This is a genomic window from Microcoleus sp. bin48.metabat.b7b8b9.023 (assembly GCF_013299185.1).
In the GTDB taxonomy this organism is placed as follows: Bacteria; Cyanobacteriota; Cyanobacteriia; order Cyanobacteriales; family Microcoleaceae; genus Microcoleus.
Genome location: NZ_JAAFKG010000047.1, coordinates 1 through 20,726 on the forward strand (window position 1 = coordinate 1; position 20,726 = coordinate 20,726).

Below are 20,726 nucleotides of genomic sequence, written 5' to 3' on the forward strand. Positions count from 1 at the left end.
AGCTCGATCGCCTGCTTGTCAGCTCGATCGCCTGCTTGTCGGCTCGATCGCCTGATTGTTCGTATGATTGAATCAATGACGTGGCGATCGACTGACTCACTCTTTTAAGATACAAGGGGCGGGTTCACCAACCATTTACGATCGCAACGAATAATCTCAAAAACCCGCCCCCACCTACAAACAATAAAAATGTACCGTAAATTTATTGTGGAATGTTCGTATAAAATGTACCGTAAATTTATTGTGAAATGTTCAGATTTGTAGGGGCGGGTTCACCAACCATTTACGATCGCAATCAATAATCTCAAAAACCCGCCCCCACCTACGAACAATAAAAATGTACCGTAAATTTATTGTGGAATGTTCGCATAAATTATACCGTAAATTCATGATGGAATGTTCACATAAATTATCGCAGGGAGGGGGCGGGTTTTTGAGATTATTTTAAAAATTCCTAGATGGTTGGTGAACCCGCCCCTACAGCATTTTGGGATGTTTTTATGAAACAAACTGCATCTAATTTACCGTGCGGAAGGTAGCTTGAGTTCAATACCCACTTTTTGACCTAAATCGATCGCACTATTGGCAAAATCAGTCACGCCAGCGACACCAATGCCGATCGCAGTAGCCGCCCCAATCATCGCAGTCAAGCTCTTCTTTAACCTAGCTTTACTCCATTGGCTTTCCGGCTTCTTGATTTCCGCTTCGACATCTTCAATATCAATAATTACCCCTTCGCGGATGTCTTCGGGAAACTGCGTCGCGGTTTCGCGCATTGATGAAATTAGTTGCAGAATTTCCGCAGTATTCGCGTTATTAATTGTAATGCCACCAGAGGCTGTTTGTTGCGCGTTGTCTTTCATTTCGTTGGCAAGCGCCATGCTGCCGATTTGTGCGCCGGAAAAGTTGTTATTTTGAGGAGAATTAGTCATTTTTGCTTCTGCTTTATTAATAATAGGTCTACTAACTGCTAGTTTAGCGATATCTACAAGGTCATCATATTCTCTTCCGTATTTTTCATCGCCCATCTGCCTTCTGCGCCGAAGTTCGATCGACTCATAGCCATCCAACAACGGCCGCAAATCCCAACTCTTTTTAAGTTTCCCCACCCGCACCTTAGTCTCCCCCATCTCCTCCAATCCTAGCAACTCCTCGTAATCCAGCGGATCGGCATCGGGATAACCCGGAACCGGCACCCATTGACTGATTTCCAGATTCGCAAAAGAATTGTGGATTTTGGTAAACGTATCCCGAATCATACTGAGAAAAGAACGCCGCGTCGATTCCCGCCCGCTAACCGCGATCGAGATTTTTTCATCTTCCGGATCAGACTTAATTCGGGCGATATTATACACCTCAGTGCCTTCCGTGTACTCCAGCATTACCCCCGTGCGCCAGTGGGTGCTGTTGTGGATTTTCTCGTGCATGAGGACGATGAAACGGGAGAGGATGCTGTCCGGGAGGATGCGGTAGTGATATTGAAATTCCAGGGTTTCGCCTTCGAGTTGGGTGTTTTCCGGTTCTTCTTTGGGCAAAATGCCGGGGATGAGGAAAGTCGGCGCGTGGCAATGGCTGAGGGGGAAGCAGAGTTGAAATTCGCCCATCAACTCGGTGAGGCAGTTGTAACGGTGGCTGGGATATTTAGTTGAATCCAGGATGCGGCTGAGATCGGCGTAGGTGAGAATGCCTTTAGTTTTGACTTTGAGTGCCTCATCGCTGAGGAGGGCATAGATGCCTTCTGTCACCCAGTGGGGATTGAGAATGTTGGTGGATTGCAGGATGGGGTGTTCGCGGAAGTTGAGGACAATGCCCAGATTGTGCAGCAGTCCAAGTAGTTGGGTTTGATCGGTTTCTGCGAGGATGTTTTCGGTGGCGCAGATGGTGGCGTATTCGCTGATGCTGATGAAGTCTTTGTCGAGGTTTTCCAGGCGCTGCTTGACTTGGAACCAGCTTAGCGGCAAAAGGTCGTAAACTTCTTTGAGCTGGGAAATTTCGGTGTGGATGGCGCTGCGGAGTTCGTCGATTCCGGTGCCGCTTTGGCAGGAGGTTTCGATAATCGCTTTGATGTTGGGATATTTGTCGCGCAAGGCTTTGCGGTTGAGATCCAGGGGTTGTTCGTCGCACTTGTTGCCGACGAGGATGACGGGGGATGCGTCGCCGAAGCTTTCGATCAGTTTCAGCCAGTATTCGAGGCGGTTTTCGTCTTCGCTGGTGCGGCAGTTGGAGACTAGGAGGTAGAGGCTGCGTTTGGTGAGGAAAAATTGGTGGGTGGCGTGGTAGATTTCTTGTCCGCCGAAGTCCCAGACGTTGAGTTTGACTGGTTTGGTGTTAACTGTTATTTGCCAGTTTGTGATGTTGAGTCCGTCGGTTTGGGGTTCGTTGGGGTTGTATTGGTTGTGGGTGAGGCGGTTGATCAGGGAGGTTTTGCCGACGCTTCCTTGGCCGACGAGGAGGACTTTGGCTTCGTTGAGGGGGAGGACTTTGCCACTGCGGAGTTGGCGGATGTAGTTGAAGATGGCGGCGGGAGTACCGGGTTTTTCTCTCCAGTTGGCCGGCCCTAGAACTTCTGGAGAAATGGGTAGGGGATTGCGGCGGAGATCGAGTTTTTCAAGTTTTGGGAGGGTTTCTAAGCATTCGGGAATCTTTTCAATCTGATTGCTGCTGAGGTCAAGTTCTGTCAGATTGAATAATTTGGCGATCGTTTCTGGGATCTCAGTAATCTGATTATTATAGAGGTCAAGCCGTGTCAGATTTGACAGTAGGGCGATCGCTTCTGGGATCTCAGTAATCTGATTGTTACTGAGGAAAAGGTGTGTCAGATTTGACAGTTGAGCAATCGCCTCTGGGATGACGGTAATGTTATTCTGACTGAGATAAAGCTGTGTCAGATTCGACAGTTGAGCGATCGCATCTGGGATGACGCTAATCTGATTGTAATTAAGGACAAGCCATGTCAGATTCGAGAGTTGGGCTATGGCATCTGGGATGACGCTAATCTGATTATTCCAAAGGACAAGCTGTTTCAGATTCGAGAGTTGGGTGATCGCCTCGGGGATGTGTATTATCTGATTGAAACTGAGGTTAAGCTGTGTCAGATTCGAGAGTTGGGCGATCACCTCTGGGATTATGGTAATGTTATTCTGACTGAGGTCAAGTTCTGTCAGATTGGACAGTTGGGCTATCGCCTCTGGGATTACGGTAATCTGATTGTAACTGAGGTCAAGCTCTGTCAGATTCGACAGTTGAGCGATCGCCTCTGGGATGACGGTAATCTGATTATAACTAAGGTTAAGCTGTTTTATGTTTGACAGTTGGTCAATTCTGTCCGGGATTTCTGGAATCTGATTGCCACCAAGGTTAACCTCCGTCAGGTTGAACAGTTTGCCGAGTATTTCCCAAAGCTTTGGTAACACTTCTAGGATATTTTCAATCTGATTAAAACTGATGTCAAGTTTTGTCAAATTGGATAATTTGCCGATCGCATCTGGAATTTCTGTTAAACTAATACTGGTTAAATTTAAACTCTCTAATTGCGTCATTTCCAGCAGCGATTCTGGTATTGTCCCGAATGGATTCCCGCTGAGGTCGATCGATCGCAAATTTTTCAGTGATCGCAATTCCTCCGGCAGTGTCCTTAATTGATTAGTGATTAGTTTCGGAATCCTTTTATCATTAACATATTGCCATCTCTCCATCTTCCCCAACACCAACGTCTCAAGCTGCGTGCACTTGCCAATCTCCGGCGGCAATTCCTCCAACCCCAACCCCGCCAAATCCAATTCTGTGGAGCCCTCATCAGCCGCTTTGTCGATTAACTGCAACAACTCTTCTCGCGTCATATCTTTTGTCTCCCCGTAATCTTCATTTGATTGTGACAGGATTTTTTGCTTGGTGGGGAGTCGATCGCACACCGTAATCTAAGAAACCGGGTTTTTTCCCATATCTACGGCTATCACCAACAATTCTGGCAAAAACCCGGTTTCTGGCTACCCACCATAATCTAAGAAACCGGGTTTTTTCCCATATCTACGACTATCGCCAACAATTCTGGCAAAAACCCGGTTTCTGGCCACCCGTGAGAATCTAAGAAACCGGGTTTTTTCGGTTTTCTACGCTGTCACCAACAATTTTCGCAAAAACCCGGTTTCTAGCCACCCGCGCATCAGTCCTCAAGCTATAATGAAGCAGCAACGCAAACTTATAGATTCTATGTCCACTATTGAACAAATCGAAGCCGCAATCCTCAATCTACCTCCCGGTGACTATCAAAAATTGGTGCAATGGCTGCTAGATATAGAATATCAACGCTGGAGCGAACAGCTCGAACAAGACATCCTTGGTGGTAAACTCGATACTCTGGCCGAAGAAGCACTAGCTGACTTTGAATCAGGGCAATACCGGGTCATCTAATGCACTATACAACCCGCCGTTTTTGGAATTGCTACGCTGCACTCCCAGAAAATGTGCAATCCACCGCCGATCGCGCTTATGAACTTCTCAAAGTCGATCCTAGTCACCCATCTTTACCTTTCAAAAAAGTTGGCAAATACTGGTCAGTTCGAGCTGGGCAAAGTCATAGAGCTTTGGGTATAGAAATCAAGCAAGGAATTCTCTGGTTCTGGATTGGTACTCACGCAGAATACGACAAATTAATTAATTAGTAAAAGTTTTGTATGCGAGTATTTAAGCGCCATTCCTTTTATAATGTCTTAAGCTGCGTGCACTTGCCAATCTCCGGCGGCAATTCCTCCAACCCCAACCCCGCCAAATCCAATTCTGTCCAGGCCTCATCTGCCGATGAGTCGATTAACTGCAACAACTCTTCTCGCGTCATATCTTTTGTCTCCCCGTAGTCTTCATTTGATTGTGACAGGATTTTTTGGTTGGTGGATAGCAGTTGACAGTTGACAGTTGACAGTTGACAGTTGACAGTTAGAGTTTCTGGCCACCCGCGACTATCTAAGAAACCGGGTTTTTATGGGTTTCTGCGCTGTCACCAATAATTTTCGTAAAAACCCGGTTTCTGGCCACCCGCGAGAATCTAAGAAACCGGGTTTTTTTGAGTTTCTGCGCTATCACCAACAATTTTCGTAAAAACCCGGTTTCTGGCCACCCGCGAGAATCTAAGAAACCGGGTTTTTTTGAGTTTCTGCGCTATCATCAACAATTGTCGTAAAAACCCGGTTTCTGGCCACCTGTCCATAATCTGGAGAGGAAAAAAGCTTGGAATGCGAAAAATTTGTTAAACTAGGATTGTTAGCTAGCGAGTCGATAGACCATACTTTGCACGCGAGGTGAATCATTATGCTCCAAGCATTTGAAGGGATTTACAGAAATGGAGTTATCGAACTTTTAGAATTTCCTGAAAACATTTATGAAAGCCGCGTCCTAATTACTTTTTTGACCGCGCCATCCATACCTAAATCGCCTACATTTATCCAGTTTGGAATGTTTGCAGGCACTCAACAATCCACCGAAGCCGATTTCGAGATTTCCCAGTTTCGAGGGGATGCAGACGATGAATTAGATTGGTCGTAGCTGCCGATGAAATATGTAATCGATACCCACGCATTGATTTGGTTTCTCGAAGGAAATCCAAGATTGGGGACTCAAGCCCGAGCAATTCTTTCCAATTTGGACAGTCAGCTTGTTTTACCCGCGATCGCCCTTGCTGAAGCTGCATGGATTGTAGAACGAGGAAAAACATCAATTCCATCTGTGAATGCTTTGTTTAATGCGATTAATAGCGATTCCAGAATCACAGTTTATCCACTCGATCTAACTATCGTCGATCGAACGCTTAGCTTATTGACTATCCATGAAATGCACGATCGCCAAATTGTCGCAACTGCAATGATTTTGCAAAATCAAGGTGAAACTGTTGCATTGTTGACGTGCGATGGAAATATTACAGCTTCAGGTGTAATCTCTGTTATCTGGTGATTGTGTTTATAATAAAACAACGGTTAAAAGAGGAAAGCCAATGGTGACAAACCTGAATGTGGATACGGCGCTGCTGCAAGAGGCGATCGAACTGACGGGAGAAATGACAATGGAGAATCTAGTTGAAATTGCCTTGCGCGCATACATTCAACGCCTCAAGCAGATGAAAATCTTAGAACTCTTTGGCGCGATCGACTACGAAGAAAGTTACGATTACAAACAGCAGCGAAATATCGCCTAAGTATCCCGTCATGAATGTAATTGTCGATACGGCTATTTGGTCGTTAGCGTTGCGCCGGAATTCTCCCGAATTGAATTCTGCTGTGGTGAATCAATTGCGATCGCTCATTGCCAATGGTCGAGTTATAATGCTCGGAAGCATCCGACAAGAGATTTTGTCTGGTGTTCGCACTTCCGAACAATTTGCGATCGTCTCCGCAACACCTTACAAGCTTTTCCAGACTTGAATTTAGTTGAGGCAGACTACGAAATCGCTGCTCAATTTTCTAACACTTGTCGTCGCAATGGTATCCAAGGTTCAAATACTGATTTTCTGATCTGTGCTGCTGCCCATCGTCGCAGCTATTCCATTTTTACAACCGATCGAGATTTCCACAATTTTCAAGCTCATATTCCTGTCAAGTTTCTAGAAGTTGAGTAAAAATGGCGATCGCAAAATCTACACTCTTAATACAGCCTCACCCTTTCTATCATCGGTTTGATGAGAAACTATCATGCGATCGACTTGTTCGCGGTGGCGATCGCTCCACCGATCGTATCAAATTTACCTTAGAATCGGATTGCCCCGCAAATCGAGTTTTTCTAGATTCTCCATACAGTCGATCGCCCTTGGGATTGCTGTAATCTGATTATCATTCAGGTAAAGCTGTCTCAGATTCGACATTTGGGCGAGATTCTCAGGAATTTCTGTAATTTGATTGCTGCTGAGGTAAAGCTGTGACAGATTCGAGAGTTGGGCGAGATCCTCTGGAATTGCTGTAATCTGATTGTATCGCAGGTAAAGCTCTGTCAAATGCGACAATTGGGCGAGATCCTCTGGGATTACTGCAATCTGATTTTTACTGAGATTAAGCTGTATCAAATTCGCTAATTTTCCTAGCGCCTCTGGGATAGCGGCAATCTGATTGTTCGTGAGGTAAAGCTTTGTCAAATTCGACAATTGGGCGAGAGATTCTGGGATTTCGGCAATCTGATTATTATATAGGTCGAGGTCTGTCAGATTCGACAATTGGGCGAGAGAGTCTGGGATTTCGGTAATCTGATTGTAACTGAGATCGAGCAGTTTCAGCTTTGAGAGTTTTCCGAGTGCCTCGGGGATGACAGCAATCCGATTATTATAGAGGTCAAGGTCTGTCAGATTCGATAGTTGGGCGATAAAATCTGGGATTGCTGCAATCTGATTGTAACTTAAGTCAAGCACTGACAGATGCGATAGTTGGCAGATAATTTCTGGGATTTCTGTTAAACCTATATTGCTTAAATCTAAACTTTCAAGCTGCGTACATTTGCCAATCTCCGGTGGCAATTCCGGCAAGTCCAATCCCGACAAATCAAGTTTTGTAAATTTTTTATCAGTAGCTAGATTAATTCGTCGTAGTGCTTCATCGCGCGTCATATCCTTAGTCTCCGCGTGTGTTTCCCCGTCATCTTGTTTCTATTCGGGCAGGAATTGGGAAGATCCGGAAAAATTGGCGCGTCGATATAAGGAATGAAAAATCAATAACTTGCACAATTACAGCCCAGAAGCCTTGATGCGAGGTAGAGTATTCCTCAAATTAGTCACCTTATTTATTTTTCATTCCTAAGGAACCGCATCAAGGTGAGAAACCGGGTTTCTATCATAAATAAACGTCCAAAATTGTCATTGCGAGGCACGAAGCAATCTTAGTCTTGGCGATTGGTTCGTGCCTCGCAATAACATATATCAGTTATTTGTGCATCTGGCGAGAAACAGGGTTTCTATGAGTTCATGGTTGGGTGACGATAAATATGGAAAGAAACCGGGTTTCTGAGGTATGTGTTACCAAGAGAACGCAAATGATGCTAGGCTTGGCATAGAAACTTGTTTGTTTTTGACACTCTCAGGGCTAAAGCCGCTGAGATTCTGCTGACAGAATAACTTTAATTATTACTAAAGTCTGATTCTCGCTACGATGGCCAAGCACCGTCTACTTAGTCGCCCAAATCAAGTTTGGGTTTCTAGCTACTTTTGTCATTTTAACGCTTTCTGAACCATCACTAAGCCAAAATGCGGTACGCTCAACAACCTGCTATTATTTGCCCTTTACTGTCATACTGTCATCAAGCTTGTGCCTAACCGTTGTTTCCAGGGGCGGGAATTTCTCCGTACTAGGATGTCTCAACACGTAGATGTTTGTTCTTACTCACTTGTCGAACATAATACAATATTTCAATAAAAATAGCAACAAGAAAGAACATGGGGACTTCAGTCCCCGTGCCGCTTCCCTCTCAGGACTAAAGTCGCTGAGTTTCCCGCATCCGGTATTAATTTTTATGAATCAAATTAAACGTGTTGCCATAGTGGGAGGAACCCACGGAAACGAACTCACAGGAGTATACCTTGTGAAGAAGTTCGATCGCGCGCCAGAGTTAATTGGGCGATCGACTTTTGAAACAATTACCATGTTAGCCAATCCCCAAGCCTGCGAAATTGGCAGACGCTACATCGACATCGACCTCAACCGCTGCTTTCGCCAGCAAGATTTAGAAAATCCTCGCCTCTCCAGCTACGAAGCCCAGCGGGCGAAAGAAATATATCACATTTTTAGCTCAAAAAACACCGATCGACAAAGCTTAATCGTGGATTTGCACAGCACCACATCGAACATGGGGCTAACATTTATTCTCGCCAGCCAGCATCCCTTTAACCTGCAACTAGCGGCTTATTTAACCTCTGTCTATCCTCACCTCAAGCTACTGGCTTCGCCAAGCAACCATCAAGATAGTCCTTTGTTGCGATCGATTTCTGAGTTAGGCGGTACGCTGGAAGTTGGTGCAGTGCCGCAAGGCGTGTTAGATGCGTCTTTATTTCAGCAAACCGAGCAAGTTATTGGGACAATATTAGATTGCACAGAAGCCTACAATCTAGGCACAATGCCCGTTGTCAATAATTCCCTGACTATTTATCAAAGCATTCGGGCGATCGACTATCCGAGAAACAACTCTGGAGAAATTCAGGCAATGATTCATCCTCAGCTACAATCGAGGGATTATGAAGCCTTGAATCCGGGCGATCCGATGTTTTTGACCTTTGAGGGCGAGTCTGTCTTGTATGAAGGTACATCGACAGTATATCCAATTTTTATTAATGAGGCGGCTTACTACGAAAAAGGAATTGCCATGTGTTTTACCCAAAAGGAAATAGTTCTTCCTGGTTCGTAGTGAGGACTTTAGTCCTTAAAAAAATAGTTCTTCATGGTTCGTAGTGAGGACTTTAGTCCTTCTTAAATGGGGACTGAAGTCCTCACTACGAACCTTGCTCTTCCTGGTTCGTAGTGAGGACTTTAGTCCTTCTTAAATGGGGACTGAAGTCCTCACTACGAACCTTGCTCTTCCTGGTTCGTAGTGAGGACTTTAGTCCTTCTTAAATGCGGACTAAAGTCCTCACTACGAACCTTGCTCTTCCTGGTTCGTAGTGAGGACTTTAGTCCTTCTTAAATGGGGACTGAAGTCCTCACTACGAACCTTGTTCTTCCTGGTTCGTAGTGAGGACTTTAGTCCTTCTTAAATGAGGACTGAAGTCCTCACTACGAACCTTGTTCTTCCTGGTTCGTAGTGAGGACTTTAGTCCTTCTTAAATGGGGACTGAAGTCCTCACTACGAACCTTGTTCTTCCTGGTTCGTAGTGAGGACTTTAGTCCTTCTTAAATGCGGACTAAAGTCCTCACTACGAACCTTGTTCTTCCTGGTTCGTAGTGAGGACTTTAGTCCTTCTTAAATGCGGACTAAAGTCCTCACTACGAACCTTGATTATGGTTATTTTTCAGCCATATTTTGATAGTCAGGTGACAAAAACTTCTCTTCAGGAACAGGACGAGAATCATGAAACTGCTTCCATACTTTTAAACTAAGAATGCAAGCAAGCAGCCACACAAAACCCGCAATATAACCAGCAATAACATCCGTAGGCCAGTGAACTCCGAGATAAAGCCGGCTCAAACCAATGCCAGCAATTAATACAACTGTCAAGCCGTAAATCAACCAGCGCTGTCTGGGAAAGCGCGCAGCCAAAAAATATCCTAGCAAACCGTAAACAACCATTGAAATCATTGCGTGTCCGCTAGGAAAACTGTAAAACTTTACCTCAACTGCACGCTCCCAAAGTTGAGGTCGATCGCGCGCAAAGAGTTGTTTTAAAAGCATATTTAAACCAACAGCCCCAGCGCCCGTAATTGCGATCGTTATGGCTTCCGATCGATGTTTTCGCACCCACAACATGATACCCAAACTCACGCTCAGCATCAGCAGCAAATTTGGTTCCCCCAAAGCTGTCAAGGCGAGCATGATGCGATCGCGCACCGGATCGTGCAGGCTCCTGAGATATAGTAAAATTGATTTATCGAAAGCGTCTGTTTCCGAGTCCAAAACCTCATGGGCAATGGTGGCAAATGCCCACATCGCCAAACCAGCAACAGCCAGCCCACCAAGCCGAATTATCGAAATTAGCGATCGAATTTTAGAGAGCATTTTTTAAGTAATTAACAATTAATTATCAAAAACAGACAATAATACAACAAATCTAGGAAACGAAAATGCCCGATCGCTCGTCGAGATTCCTGAGCAAGTATATTTTGAATGATTAATAGATTTTTCACTACCCACCTCAGCTTTACATCCCACCGGCGAATGATTTTACTATCAAAAAAACAGATTTCTACAATTTTGTTGACCGTGGGGTTGACAAGTATTTCTAGTTGTGGTAATAACACCGGAGTTAATGCGCCGATCGCCCAAGCCAACTCGATCGCCCAACGCCTCGTCTCCTCAGCAGTCGCCCAACAGCCCAACAACCCCAAATTCGGTCAGCCGATCGCCTGTACCCTAGGAAAAGACTGTTTTGTGATGCACTATTTCGATCGCGATCCAAGCCCTGCCGCCGTTGAATTCGGCTGCGGGCGACAAACCTACGACGGGCACGACGGCATAGACTTCGCCATTCCCGACGCTAAAGCAATGGCTAAAGGAGTCCCCGTTGTCGCCTCCGCTGCGGGGAAAGTTTTGCGAGTGCGAGATGGTGTAGTCGATCGACGCTTGCAAAACCAGACAGACAAAACCAACGTCGCAGGTACAGAATGCGGCAACGGCATGGTAATCGATCACGGCGCAGGCTGGGAAGCCCAATATTGCCATCTCCGCCAAAACAGCCTTGTTGTGAAACCGGGAATGCAAGTACAAAAAGGCACTGTTTTGGGTATGGTAGGAAACTCTGGCTTGGCATCTTTCCCCCACGTACATATCACTTTTCGGTACCAAGGTAAGCCCGTAGATCCGTTTGTCGGCCCAGACGCGAAGTTAGGCTGCAACACCGCCCGCAATCCAATTTGGGACAAGCCGATCGACTATGTTCCCACCGGTTTAATTCGCGCCGGTTTTGCCCCCAAGCCGCCGGATGAGAACACTGTCTGGGCGGGACAATTTTCTGAGACTAAATTACCTGTAAACAGCCCGGTTTTATTGTTTTGGGTGCAGAGTTACGGAGTCCTTAAGGGCGATCGCGAACAATACAAAATCTTTGCACCCGATGGCAAAACTATCGTCAATACCAGCAAGGAAATTCCAGCCCCCAACCGCACTTGGTTGGGTTATGTCGGCAAAAAAAACAGCACAAATTCTCCCCTCATTCCCGGAGTGTGGCGCGCCGAATATCGGTTGACGCGGGGCGATCGGGTTCTGGAAGAAGTTAAGCGAGAAGTTGAATTGCGTTAGTTAGTTAACTGTTGACAGTTGACAGTTGTTAGTTGGTAGGGGCGGTGCCCCCGTGCTCGCCCTGACAGTTGGCAATATTTAATCCCTATCTCCGTGTCAAAATCACTCTCTTGTGCTTCCTTTACATCCGTTATAACGGTTCTCAAGCGTGGTGAGGTATGCGTGCGATGCCTATGCCCTATGCCCCATGCCCTATGCGTACCTCATGTTAGTGAGAAAGGCTATACATCCCGTACATTGCTTGTTGCCGAACTTCCTTCTTCCTACCGAAGATTATTTCAGCAGCCAGCCAAACAGTTCTCCGACACTCAACCGCAGTTCGCTAGCGAAGGACGGCACAGGTAGCAGCATTTCTGGTCGATCAAATACTGCTGTCTGTTGCTGGGGAAGATAAACAAAAACACATTGTTCGTCAGGATCGATCATCCAGCCCATTTGAGTTTCATGATTTAAGCAATGCAGAATATTTTTAGTAACTTTAGTCTGACTTTGGTCTGGCGACAAAATCTCAATTGTCCAATCAGGAGCTAGGGGAAAAGCATTAGCAATTTCGCCATTATCATCGGCGGGAATTCTGTTCCAGACAAATACTGAAACATCAGGCACTGTTGACCTGCCACCAAAGGTACACCGGAGTTCTGGAAATGCCCGTGCAACTTTTTTGGGTTTCAATATAGCGTTAATAAAAATAATTAGTTCACATTGAGTTGCACTGTGTTTTCCCTGTGGCATTGGCTTCTGAATAATTTGATTGTCAATGTATTCGCTGGCAGGTTTAGTTTCTGGGAGTTGGAGAAACTCTTCTATAGTTAAGGATTTTAATCTTGTTTGTACCATTTTAAGTTTACTTATAATTAGGTATAGCCTTTCTCGAAAAAGCGAGGTATGCCCTATGCCCACGGAGGCCTATGCCCATCAGTACCTCATCTTTCTGAACAAGGCTATGAGTATTTTAGCAGTTTACTCTAAGGTAAATTTTCCCAAGCTTGAGCCACAATCTCACTCAGCCAACGCCTTTGAGTCAAATCGAGCAGATTGTCGTCCGCCAGTACCTCAGCCTTTAACTCATCCAAAGACTGCGATCGCGATCGGGCAATCTGAACCACACCCACGATCGCAGATGCCACCAATTCTTCATTCAGCGGCTGCTGTCGCAAAGCAATCATTTCTTGAGGATTCGTAGGAATGGGATAATTCATGATATTGCATACCCAAGGGAATAGATATTCAGCCACTGCGGGGTTTCCAGGCAATTAGCTAAAAATCTGAGAACAATGTAAACTTATTTAAAACTAAATAAGTATTTGGGAGTATAGCCTACTTTGCTCCCTTGTCAACTCCCCCATCTTTATGAATTTATTGAGAATTGAGACATTAAAATGCAAGAAATTCTTTATTTAGAAGTCCCCACACCGGATACAGCAGCCGTCTGCACTTGGTTGCAACAGGAATTCGATCCCGGAATCGGAGAAAAAATTATTACTCCTGACGGTTTTCGCCTGCTTTCCAACGTCACAACAGCCGAATTGGTCAAATCTGGAGCTCAAAATGCTAATCTAAAACCGACATTCACTGGTAGCAATTCCGAAAACCGCAATTCGCGATCGACAGAACTTTCGACCTTTGTCTGGTCAGTCCAGCGTACAACCTATCTAAAAGTCTTTCGTCTAGAAGACGCGCCCGCTGGAGAAAGAAAGTTCCTAGAAGCTCTGAATCTGGCTGTAAGAAACAAGTTTCCAGAGCGATACCCCCAACCCCCTGTCATAGACCTCTCCAAACAGTCAATTTTTGAAGCTCTTGCCCCCTATTACCCCCTCACCGTCAAATACTTCCAAAAAATGCCCAAAGGCGACTACGACCTACAGCGCGTCTACTGGTGGGAGCAGCGCTGGCGTGAAGGTACTCGCAATCCTCAAGCGCCAAAGCAAGTAGTGTTTTTGAAGGAAGAAGGTTCGGCAACGAGCACTGTACAAGATGTAGCGGATGTAACGGATGTTAAGAAGAATGTAAAAAGTACAGTTGCGGTGTCCGATTCTAGGGATACTGTTTACGACTTGATTTATATTGGCGGGGCTTTGGGGGTAATTCACGCCGCAGTCATGGCGAGATTGGGCTACCGAGTGCTGCTGCTGGAAAGAATGCCTTTCGGGCGGATGAATCGCGAGTGGAATATTTCGCGGGATGAAATTCAAAGCTTAATTGATTTGGGTTTGTTTACGGCTGCGGAAATCGAAACTTTGATTGCGCGAGAATACAAAGATGGCTATAACAAGTTTTTTGATGCTAACAATCCGCCCGTTGCTCAAGCCCCAGTCCTGCACACGCCGAAGGTGCTGAATATAGCTTTAGATGGCGAGAAATTGCTGTATTTGGCGGGAGTTAAGCTAACAGAAGCTGGTGGGGAAATTTGGGACGAAACTGAGTTTGTTAGAGCCGATGTTGAAGCGAAAAAAGTAGTGGTTCAGGCCACCCACTTGCCGACAAAAGCCGATCGCACAACCTCCGCCAGACTGCTCGTGGATGCCATGGGTTCAGCTTCTCCCATCGCTTGGCAATTGAACGGAGGGCGGGCGTTTGACAGCGTTTGCCCCACCGTCGGAGCTGTCATTGACGGAGGATTTGAGCCGGGAGTTTGGGATTCCGACTATGGGGATGTTCTCTACAGTCACGGCGATATCTCCCGGGGACGCCAACTCATTTGGGAACTGTTTCCCGCTGCTGGTGGAGAACTCACCGTTTATCTTTTTCACTACCACCAAGTACATCCCGAAAATCCCGGTTCTTTGCTAGAACTGTACGAGGACTTTTTCACTATTTTGCCGGAGTACCGCCGCTGCGATATCGACAAATTGGTGTGGAAAAAGCCGACTTTTGGTTATATTCCGGGGCATTTTAGCAGCAACAGCAGCGATCGCGCCGTGGCAGTCGATCGCCTAATTGCGATCGGCGATGCAGCATCTTTGCAATCTCCATTAGTATTCACCGGTTTCGGCTCCCTCGTCCGCAATCTTTTCCGCTTAACTGACTTGTTGGATACAGCATTAAAACACGATTTATTAAGTGCCAATCACTTAAACCAAATCCGCGCTTACCAGAGCAACGTGTCAGTAACTTGGCTGTTTTCTAAAGGGATGATGGTTCCCACCGGCCGCAGTTTGCCACCCCAGAGAATTAATTCAATTCTCAATACCTTCTTCGGTATTTTGGCAGGACAAGAACTCACCGTAGCCGAAACTTTTATCAAAGATAGAGTCGATTGGCTAACTTTCAATCGATTGGCGATTGAAGCAGCCGGAAAAAATCCTTCTCTCCTGCTGTGGATTTTAGATTTTGTCACCTTGCGCGATGTTTGGCGCTGGTTGGGGAGTTACTTGACTTTTACTCTGTTGGCTTTAGCTAGTTGGTTGTTCGGATGGCTGCCCAGTTTCGCCCGCAAGGTACAGCCTTGGTTGGAACCCAGGTATCCGGGTGTTTGGTTGTGGCTGTTGGCTACCAGCTATGCTCTCACCTACGGTATGGGAAAGGGAAAAAAAGAGTTTTCAGTTGATAATTGTCGTCAGACTTAGGTATGTAGTTGGGCTTCAGCGCTCTTTATAAATATTAGGAAAGAGGGCTAAAGCCCAACAACGTACCAATTACCAACTTGCATTTGCTATCGAAAACTTGGCAATTCAATTTCAGCCGAATGCAGTTTTATTGTCGTCAGACAATTTAGGTACGTAGTTGCGCTTCAGCGCTCTTTTGGGATATCGGAAAGAGGGCTAAAGCCCAACAACGTACCAATTACCAACTTGCGTTTGCTATCGAAAACTCGGCAATTCAATTTCAGCTAGCGATCGACGTTTTTTAGAAGAGCGCAACGGATTGGAAATCAAAGTCAGCCACTCGGGTTGTCCGGGTGCTGTAGGTTTCACCGCACTCGATCGCACTTCCTGAAGCCCAAAAGTTTCAACTGAATTCAAAATTTTAACCGCCTTGGCCAATTCTTGGCTGCCTAAGGTAGGCGCAGCAGTTTCTGGTTCTGGTTCAGGCTCAGCCGCCGGCAGTTGAGGTTCCGCAACCCCAAGGGGCGAGTTTGTTTCTGGCTCAAACGGCTGGTAGGTTTCGGTCTTCTGTAATAGAATGCCGGATGCTTGGGCTAATTTGTTAAGTTCCGTATTGGCGATCGACTCAGGATCGATCGCATATTCAGCAAACGCTGCCTCTACATACTCTTCGGGATCTGACCAAGCTTGGACAGGGGAAGCGTTGAAGGCTGGCGGTAGCGGACTCTGAGAGCTTCTTACCGCCGCTAGCAAGGATTCTAATTGCTTGTGGGCGCTATCCTCCGCATCATGAGGTGGCTCAATAATTGGAGATTTCTGTGGCCTTTCCAGACTTTTTTCCAAAGCAGCTTTAAATTGCAGAGTGTGGCGCTGCTGGCGGTGCAAGCGCGATCGCAATTCCCTGCAAACATTTTCGGTAGCTACTAGCTGGTGAAACTGTTCGTTGTAGCGCTGCACAGTAGCCGCACATTCTCGCTCAACAACCGCTAGCCTGGTTTGGCTGATTGCTAACTGACTGCTTAAACTCTCCACTAAAATTTCTTGACCTTGCAGAGTTTGATGAGAAACTTCCACTTTCCCAAACAGTCGCGTCAATTGTTCTTGAGTGTTTTCTAGCTCAGCAGTCCGCTGTTCTAGTAAAATTTCGCGCTCCTGCAAGTTTTTATGGGACTCTTCGAGAGCTGTTTCTAGCTGAGCGATGCGCTGCAAAAGGTCGCGGTTGCATTCGTGCAGCGCTTGCATGAGGGTGACTGGGGTCGATCCTTTACTCTTAGCCTGTTCGGCATTGCCAAGCAGATTTTTGAGATTGTCTGAAATCACGGGCGCTCCCACCTCTGGCGGCTGTGTATGAGATGGCAAATTGTTCGGGGAGGGTGTTGTGGGAATTGCATCTACGCTGATCGCGTTGGGAAAATCTAGTGTTTGCCAGTCTTCTTCTGGCTGTTGGGGCACCGTTGCGGGAGTATCTGTCGGACGGGGGGCGATCGGCTCAAAACCCCCAGCAGCAGCAAAATTTGACTGCAATCGTTCGTTCTCGGATCGAACAGCAGGGTGGAGTTGGTGCTGACTGGCTCGAAGATCAGCTTCTGACATGGCTTTCTATCCCAATAGTCACAGGGTCTCAAATACAGTCTATCCTTATAGATTCTCCAAAAGGAAGTCCCTGGTTATTGGTTATTGGTCATTGGTTATTGGTCATTGGGCATTGGGCATTGGGCATTGGTCACAAGCAAAATTCTCCGATTGGGGACTCGGACATTCGGGCATTCCGAGATTTCCTGCGATCGGCTAAACTTTAACAACTGCAAAATGTTTGTCAACAATTGCTGCAACTTCTGCCGGTTTGATGCGACTGTAGCGAGTTTTATCCGGCATCACCACTATATTTGGCGCTGCTTTGCACTGTTTGAGACATCCGGTTCCCTGAACAGTCACTTGCTCTTCTAAACCCCGCGCCTTCAAAGCATTTTCTAAAGCTTTACAGATTGCTGCGCCGCCCCGCTTTTGGCAGTCAGATTTTTGACATACTAATATTTTGGTTTGAGTTTTTGCCGCAGCTTTGACAGTTTTAGCTGCGCTAGGAGAGCTGAATTCGGTTTTGCCGATCGCGCCATCGGATGTCAGTACCCCAGCAGGTACGCTGGTAGAGTCGAGGTGTTCGGGCGATCGATCGTTGTGGCCCGGAGCCAGAGTGAGGCTGCTAGCTTTCAGTTTTATTTTACCGTTTTTCAAATTTAGTTCTTTCTCACCTGCAACTATAACTCTCAACCCAGGAGTCAAAACAGGCGCTAAAAATGACCGTAATTCCTTAGAAAGTTTAACAAGGTACTCTACTTTGCGATCGCTGCTAATACGCAAATATTTAAGTTTATAACCATCTTCAATAATCAGGCTGAGGATTTCTCCCTCTAGGCTGAATTCAGAAACTTGCTTGCCACACTTATACATTGTCATAACTCCTGAGTTGACTGTTCGGTGAAAATTATCGAACTTGACAATAAACGTCGCCACTGAAGGTATTTATGCGTTGAATCGCATCATTATTTTTCTTTCAACCTTTAACCTTCTTCCGTCTTTTTACCTTGAGCGAAGTCGAAAGCCCGTCTTCCTTCTTCCTCCTGGCATCCGTTACATCCGTTACAGAATACGTTGCCGAACTTCCTTCGGGCTTTACCCAATTTGCCAGCAGCATTCCAGCAACTGCACCAGTTCGCGCCGAGGGGCACTAACTTGCCTCAACACGCTCATTAGCTGAGCAGCTTGTCTGACAGTGTTGACTTTTACCCGCAAAGGTTGGTCAACCGCACACCAGCAGGGAATTTCGAGTTCTTGCAAGCGTTTGTAAACTTGCCACCTGTCTAGCCAACTAACTTGCACAATCTCAGAAACTTCTAACTCTCGATCGGCTGGATTCATCTTGTGACAACAATAATAATTTGCATTAATTTTTACCCGGACTGATAGCGGGCAGAAGTTAAAAGCCAGATTTCAGAAGAGAATCAAGGATTGTCAAAAGCCCTTTCTGAAAAATTATGCCTTTTGCCTGCTGCTTTCTGCCTTCGGAATATTCGCCCCACATTCAGGAAGCATTCAGAACGAGCATCTTTTTCCAGCATAACGCAACTGCTAATAATTCTCAATAGGTTTTGAAAAAAATTTTGCTATTGTACAAAGTCTGCCACTATCGAGGCAGACCCTGCTTGACTGGTAAATCTAGGGTGCTAGACTAACTCTATTGGCAACAAAACTGCCTATTGAGAGGAAAACACTAATGGCCCAGACTCAGAGTGCATTGAGACCGTTTGGTCACATAGCTGAAAACCCAATTTTGTTAGAACATTCCGTCACTGCACCGATTTGTGAAGGAATGAACGCCCTGCTGGCAAGTTTTCAGGCTCTATACCTGCAATATCAAAAACATCATTTTGTCGTGGAAGGGGCAGAATTTTACTCCTTGCACAAATTCTTTGAAGAAAGCTATGGAGAAGCTCAAGATAGCGTCCACGAATTCGGCGAACGCTTGAACGGATTGGGAGGCATACCAGCAGCCAGCTTTAGCAAGTTAGCCGAGCTGTGCTGTTTCGAGCCGGAAGCCGACGGCGTGTATTCGTGCCGCCAAATGCTGGAACACGATTTAGTCGCAGAACAAGCTATTATCGGTTTGTTGCGGCGCCAAGCATCACAAGCAGACAGTTTGGGCGATCGAGCTACGCGCTACCTCTACGAAAAAATCCTGCTAAAAACAGAAGAGCGAGCTTACCACATTTCCCACTTCCTCGCCCCCGACACCTTAGTGCAATTGAACTTGAATTAACAATTCTTCTTCTTTCTCTTCCTTCGCGCCCTTTGCGCCTTCGCGGTTCGTTAATCTTAGCTCTAAAAAAAGCGAGCAGTCACAACTGCCCGCTTTTTTATACCAAGTGCGTTAAAAATTAAGGAGCTAAAGCACTACCGCGCAACAAGCTACCAATAGTTTTCGCAGTAATCTTCATCTGAATCAAGGGATTAGCCGGTACTACAGTCTTATACAAGTAGCTATCGAATGTGAGCTTCTGCACATCGCGATCGGCACACATTTCCACAAAAGCTTCGCGAGTAGCATCGGAACGGTAGAACACGCGCTGCAAAATGTCAAGCACCTTGTAGGTAATACCGTAAGCCTTATCCCAGCGCTTCAGATACAGCTTAATTTCTTGTTCAGTCGGAATCCGCGCGCCCTTATTGGAAATTTCCACAATAGTTTCAGCGCACATCCGGCCAGACTTCGCAGCAAAATAGATACCTTCGCCCGAAGACTTGGTAACATAACCGGCAGCGTCACCTACAAGAGCAACTCGGCCAACAACCCGGCGGGGACGCGGATGTTCTGGGATGGGGTGAGCTTCCACTTTAATGATTTCACCGCCGAGGAGTTTTTTGGCAGCGCGGGCGCGGACTCCTGCTTGCAGCTTTTTGATATCGGCTTGATTGACTTTCATCGTGCCGGTACCGACGGCTACGTGGTCGTATTTGGGGAACACCCAGGCGTAGAAGTCGGTGGAAACGTCATCGCCGACGTACATTTCGGCTAGACCTTCGTAGTAAGCCATTTTATCTTCTGGCAGGCGGATGCGCTCTTGGAAGGCGATCGCATAATTGTAATCACCAGCATCAATCGCCTTAGCTACGCGGGAGTTAGCGCCATCAGCGCCGATTACCAAATCCACTTTCAGAGTTTTCTGAGTTCCCACAGCGGTGCCGTTGGAGTGGTCGGCGTAGTGGAGAATGTAGGGGTCGGTGTTGTTGCCTGGAATTTCTAAGGTGTGAACAGTACCGTTAATCAGTTTGGCACCTAAGGAAGCAGCCCGATCGCGCAAAAAGCCATCGAGGACTTCGCGGCGGCACATTCCGATGTATTCGTGTTCGTTTTCGATGTTGATATCCACCTCTACGTTGGAGGGGGAAATCATTTTCATTTTTCTGACTTGGCGATCGATAATACTTTGTGGCAAGTCAAATTCTTCAACCATGCACAGAGGAATTGCCCCACCGCAGGGTTTAGCGTTGTCTAATTTGCGTTCAAATAAATAAGTTTCGATGCCTGCTTTTACCAATGTTTCGGCGGCGCAAGAACCCGCTGGCCCCGATCCAACAACTGCAACCCGTAGTGTCAAAGCTTTTCTCCCAATTTTTTCTATAAGTCTTTACCCAGTCAGATGTGATGGTATCACGGAGTTTCTGTGCTGTGGGGTGAGAATCGGAGATTTAAATGAAATGCAACAGAGCTTAACA

Annotated in this window: 20 protein-coding genes; 10 read left to right on the forward strand and 10 right to left on the reverse strand. The window is 46.2% G+C overall.

Annotated features, from left to right (window positions below; all coding sequences use genetic code 11):
* Positions 1–521: 521 nt before the first annotated feature.
* Positions 522–3,839 (reverse strand): COR domain-containing protein, encoded by a 3,318-nt coding sequence (locus QZW82_RS22950; RefSeq protein ID WP_293153341.1) that lies wholly within the window; start codon positions 3,837–3,839, stop codon positions 522–524.
* A 370-nt stretch (positions 3,840–4,209) separates the two neighbouring features.
* Here QZW82_RS22950 and QZW82_RS22955 point away from each other — a divergent pair, with 370 nt between their 5' ends.
* Together QZW82_RS22955 and QZW82_RS22960 are read left to right on the forward strand one after the other, a co-directional pair.
* A complete protein-coding gene (locus QZW82_RS22955; RefSeq protein ID WP_293153344.1) occupies positions 4,210–4,410 on the forward strand; it encodes a hypothetical protein in 201 nt (66 codons plus the stop codon).
* The gene (locus QZW82_RS22960; RefSeq protein ID WP_293153347.1) at positions 4,410–4,661 is read left to right on the forward strand and encodes a hypothetical protein; all 252 of its coding nucleotides are present in this window, start codon (positions 4,410–4,412) and stop codon (positions 4,659–4,661) included. Before QZW82_RS22955 ends, QZW82_RS22960 begins: the two co-directional genes overlap by 1 nt.
* Positions 4,662–4,699: 38 nt before the next feature.
* On the opposite strand, the gene QZW82_RS22965 is transcribed toward QZW82_RS22960, so the two are convergent.
* On the reverse strand, positions 4,700–4,834 hold the full coding sequence (locus QZW82_RS22965; protein WP_293153350.1) for a hypothetical protein: 135 nt from the start codon (positions 4,832–4,834) through the stop codon (positions 4,700–4,702).
* Between the two features lie 470 nt (positions 4,835–5,304).
* On the opposite strand from QZW82_RS22965, the gene QZW82_RS22970 reads away from it, so the two are divergent.
* From QZW82_RS22970 to QZW82_RS22985, 4 genes are read left to right on the forward strand one after another with little or no spacing between them, the layout of a single operon-like run.
* Entirely contained in the window at positions 5,305–5,538 is a 234-nt protein-coding gene (locus QZW82_RS22970; RefSeq protein WP_293153352.1) for a hypothetical protein, read from the forward strand.
* A 6-nt stretch (positions 5,539–5,544) separates the two neighbouring features.
* Positions 5,545–5,943 carry a PIN domain-containing protein gene (locus tag QZW82_RS22975; protein ID WP_293153355.1) on the forward strand — a complete coding sequence of 133 codons (399 nt, stop codon included), beginning with the start codon at positions 5,545–5,547 and terminating at the stop codon, positions 5,941–5,943.
* A 40-nt stretch (positions 5,944–5,983) separates the two neighbouring features.
* Positions 5,984–6,184: a type II toxin-antitoxin system VapB family antitoxin gene (locus tag QZW82_RS22980; RefSeq protein ID WP_293153358.1), complete on the forward strand. Its 201-nt coding sequence runs from the start codon at positions 5,984–5,986 to the stop codon at positions 6,182–6,184.
* Positions 6,185–6,194: 10 nt separating this feature from the next.
* Complete coding sequence (locus tag QZW82_RS22985; protein WP_293153361.1) at positions 6,195–6,410, forward strand: hypothetical protein; 216 nt, start codon at positions 6,195–6,197, stop codon at positions 6,408–6,410.
* A gap of 317 nt (positions 6,411–6,727) precedes the next feature.
* Here QZW82_RS22985 and QZW82_RS22990 read toward each other — a convergent pair whose 3' ends face one another.
* Positions 6,728–7,579 carry a leucine-rich repeat domain-containing protein gene (locus QZW82_RS22990; protein ID WP_293153364.1) on the reverse strand — a complete coding sequence of 284 codons (852 nt, stop codon included), beginning with the start codon at positions 7,577–7,579 and terminating at the stop codon, positions 6,728–6,730.
* Positions 7,580–8,478: 899 nt separating this feature from the next.
* Between QZW82_RS22990 and QZW82_RS22995 the strand changes: the two genes are divergently transcribed.
* Positions 8,479–9,366 carry an aspartoacylase gene (locus QZW82_RS22995; protein WP_293153367.1) on the forward strand — a complete coding sequence of 296 codons (888 nt, stop codon included), beginning with the start codon at positions 8,479–8,481 and terminating at the stop codon, positions 9,364–9,366.
* Between the two features lie 594 nt (positions 9,367–9,960).
* On the opposite strand, the gene QZW82_RS23000 is transcribed toward QZW82_RS22995, so the two are convergent.
* Entirely contained in the window at positions 9,961–10,671 is a 711-nt protein-coding gene (locus QZW82_RS23000; RefSeq protein ID WP_293153370.1) for a phosphatase PAP2 family protein, read from the reverse strand.
* A 159-nt stretch (positions 10,672–10,830) separates the two neighbouring features.
* Here QZW82_RS23000 and QZW82_RS23005 point away from each other — a divergent pair, with 159 nt between their 5' ends.
* Positions 10,831–11,910, forward strand: coding sequence for a M23 family metallopeptidase (locus tag QZW82_RS23005; protein WP_293369894.1), 1,080 nt, complete (start codon positions 10,831–10,833; stop codon positions 11,908–11,910).
* 273 nt (positions 11,911–12,183) lie between these two features.
* On the opposite strand, the gene QZW82_RS23010 is transcribed toward QZW82_RS23005, so the two are convergent.
* Positions 12,184–12,747 (reverse strand): Uma2 family endonuclease, encoded by a 564-nt coding sequence (locus tag QZW82_RS23010; protein WP_293153376.1) that lies wholly within the window; start codon positions 12,745–12,747, stop codon positions 12,184–12,186.
* A 128-nt stretch (positions 12,748–12,875) separates the two neighbouring features.
* Positions 12,876–13,109 (reverse strand): hypothetical protein, encoded by a 234-nt coding sequence (locus QZW82_RS23015; RefSeq protein WP_293153381.1) that lies wholly within the window; start codon positions 13,107–13,109, stop codon positions 12,876–12,878.
* A 180-nt stretch (positions 13,110–13,289) separates the two neighbouring features.
* On the opposite strand from QZW82_RS23015, the gene QZW82_RS23020 reads away from it, so the two are divergent.
* The gene (locus tag QZW82_RS23020; RefSeq protein WP_293153384.1) at positions 13,290–15,476 is read left to right on the forward strand and encodes a flavin-dependent dehydrogenase; all 2,187 of its coding nucleotides are present in this window, start codon (positions 13,290–13,292) and stop codon (positions 15,474–15,476) included.
* 234 nt (positions 15,477–15,710) lie between these two features.
* Here the strand turns inward: QZW82_RS23020 and QZW82_RS23025 are convergent, their stop codons facing one another.
* The 3 genes from QZW82_RS23025 to QZW82_RS23035 all read right to left on the reverse strand — a co-directional run bounded on the left by QZW82_RS23025 (position 15,711) and on the right by QZW82_RS23035 (position 18,371).
* A complete protein-coding gene (locus QZW82_RS23025) occupies positions 15,711–17,048 on the reverse strand; it encodes a hypothetical protein (protein ID WP_293153387.1) in 1,338 nt (445 codons plus the stop codon).
* A 195-nt stretch (positions 17,049–17,243) separates the two neighbouring features.
* Positions 17,244–17,909, reverse strand: a complete 666-nt coding sequence (locus QZW82_RS23030; protein ID WP_293153390.1) for a (2Fe-2S) ferredoxin domain-containing protein — start codon at positions 17,907–17,909, stop codon at positions 17,244–17,246.
* Between the two features lie 216 nt (positions 17,910–18,125).
* The gene (locus QZW82_RS23035; protein WP_293153392.1) at positions 18,126–18,371 is read right to left on the reverse strand and encodes an Asr1405/Asl0597 family protein; all 246 of its coding nucleotides are present in this window, start codon (positions 18,369–18,371) and stop codon (positions 18,126–18,128) included.
* Positions 18,372–18,726: 355 nt separating this feature from the next.
* Here QZW82_RS23035 and QZW82_RS23040 point away from each other — a divergent pair, with 355 nt between their 5' ends.
* Complete coding sequence (locus QZW82_RS23040) at positions 18,727–19,269, forward strand: Dps family protein (protein WP_293153394.1); 543 nt, start codon at positions 18,727–18,729, stop codon at positions 19,267–19,269.
* 118 nt (positions 19,270–19,387) lie between these two features.
* Here the strand turns inward: QZW82_RS23040 and chlP are convergent, their stop codons facing one another.
* On the reverse strand, positions 19,388–20,608 hold the full coding sequence (chlP, locus tag QZW82_RS23045; protein ID WP_293153397.1) for a geranylgeranyl reductase: 1,221 nt from the start codon (positions 20,606–20,608) through the stop codon (positions 19,388–19,390).
* Between the last annotated feature and the right edge of the window lie 118 nt (positions 20,609–20,726).

Bases quoted from the DNA above. Each gene is read 5' to 3' on its own strand.
- QZW82_RS23020 (WP_293153384.1), top strand. From the start codon at position 13,290: ATGCAAGAAATTCTTTATTTAGAAGTCCCCACACCGGATACAGCAGCC.
- QZW82_RS23040 (WP_293153394.1), top strand. From the start codon at position 18,727: ATGGCCCAGACTCAGAGTGCATTGAGACCGTTTGGTCACATAGCTGAA.
- QZW82_RS22995 (WP_293153367.1), top strand. From the start codon at position 8,479: ATGAATCAAATTAAACGTGTTGCCATAGTGGGAGGAACCCACGGAAAC.
- QZW82_RS23035 (WP_293153392.1), bottom strand. From the start codon at position 18,371: ATGAATCCAGCCGATCGAGAGTTAGAAGTTTCTGAGATTGTGCAAGTT.
- QZW82_RS22960 (WP_293153347.1), top strand. From the start codon at position 4,410: ATGCACTATACAACCCGCCGTTTTTGGAATTGCTACGCTGCACTCCCA.
- QZW82_RS22955 (WP_293153344.1), top strand. From the start codon at position 4,210: ATGTCCACTATTGAACAAATCGAAGCCGCAATCCTCAATCTACCTCCC.
- QZW82_RS23015 (WP_293153381.1), bottom strand. From the start codon at position 13,109: ATGAATTATCCCATTCCTACGAATCCTCAAGAAATGATTGCTTTGCGA.
- QZW82_RS23005 (WP_293369894.1), top strand. From the start codon at position 10,831: ATGATTTTACTATCAAAAAAACAGATTTCTACAATTTTGTTGACCGTG.
- QZW82_RS23030 (WP_293153390.1), bottom strand. From the start codon at position 17,909: ATGACAATGTATAAGTGTGGCAAGCAAGTTTCTGAATTCAGCCTAGAG.
- QZW82_RS23025 (WP_293153387.1), bottom strand. From the start codon at position 17,048: ATGTCAGAAGCTGATCTTCGAGCCAGTCAGCACCAACTCCACCCTGCT.
- QZW82_RS22970 (WP_293153352.1), top strand. From the start codon at position 5,305: ATGCTCCAAGCATTTGAAGGGATTTACAGAAATGGAGTTATCGAACTT.
- QZW82_RS22990 (WP_293153364.1), bottom strand. From the start codon at position 7,579: ATGACGCGCGATGAAGCACTACGACGAATTAATCTAGCTACTGATAAA.
- QZW82_RS22975 (WP_293153355.1), top strand. From the start codon at position 5,545: ATGAAATATGTAATCGATACCCACGCATTGATTTGGTTTCTCGAAGGA.
- QZW82_RS22980 (WP_293153358.1), top strand. From the start codon at position 5,984: ATGGTGACAAACCTGAATGTGGATACGGCGCTGCTGCAAGAGGCGATC.
- QZW82_RS22965 (WP_293153350.1), bottom strand. From the start codon at position 4,834: ATGACGCGAGAAGAGTTGTTGCAGTTAATCGACTCATCGGCAGATGAG.
- QZW82_RS22950 (WP_293153341.1), bottom strand. From the start codon at position 3,839: ATGACGCGAGAAGAGTTGTTGCAGTTAATCGACAAAGCGGCTGATGAG.
- QZW82_RS23000 (WP_293153370.1), bottom strand. From the start codon at position 10,671: ATGCTCTCTAAAATTCGATCGCTAATTTCGATAATTCGGCTTGGTGGG.
- QZW82_RS22985 (WP_293153361.1), top strand. From the start codon at position 6,195: ATGAATGTAATTGTCGATACGGCTATTTGGTCGTTAGCGTTGCGCCGG.
- QZW82_RS23010 (WP_293153376.1), bottom strand. From the start codon at position 12,747: ATGGTACAAACAAGATTAAAATCCTTAACTATAGAAGAGTTTCTCCAA.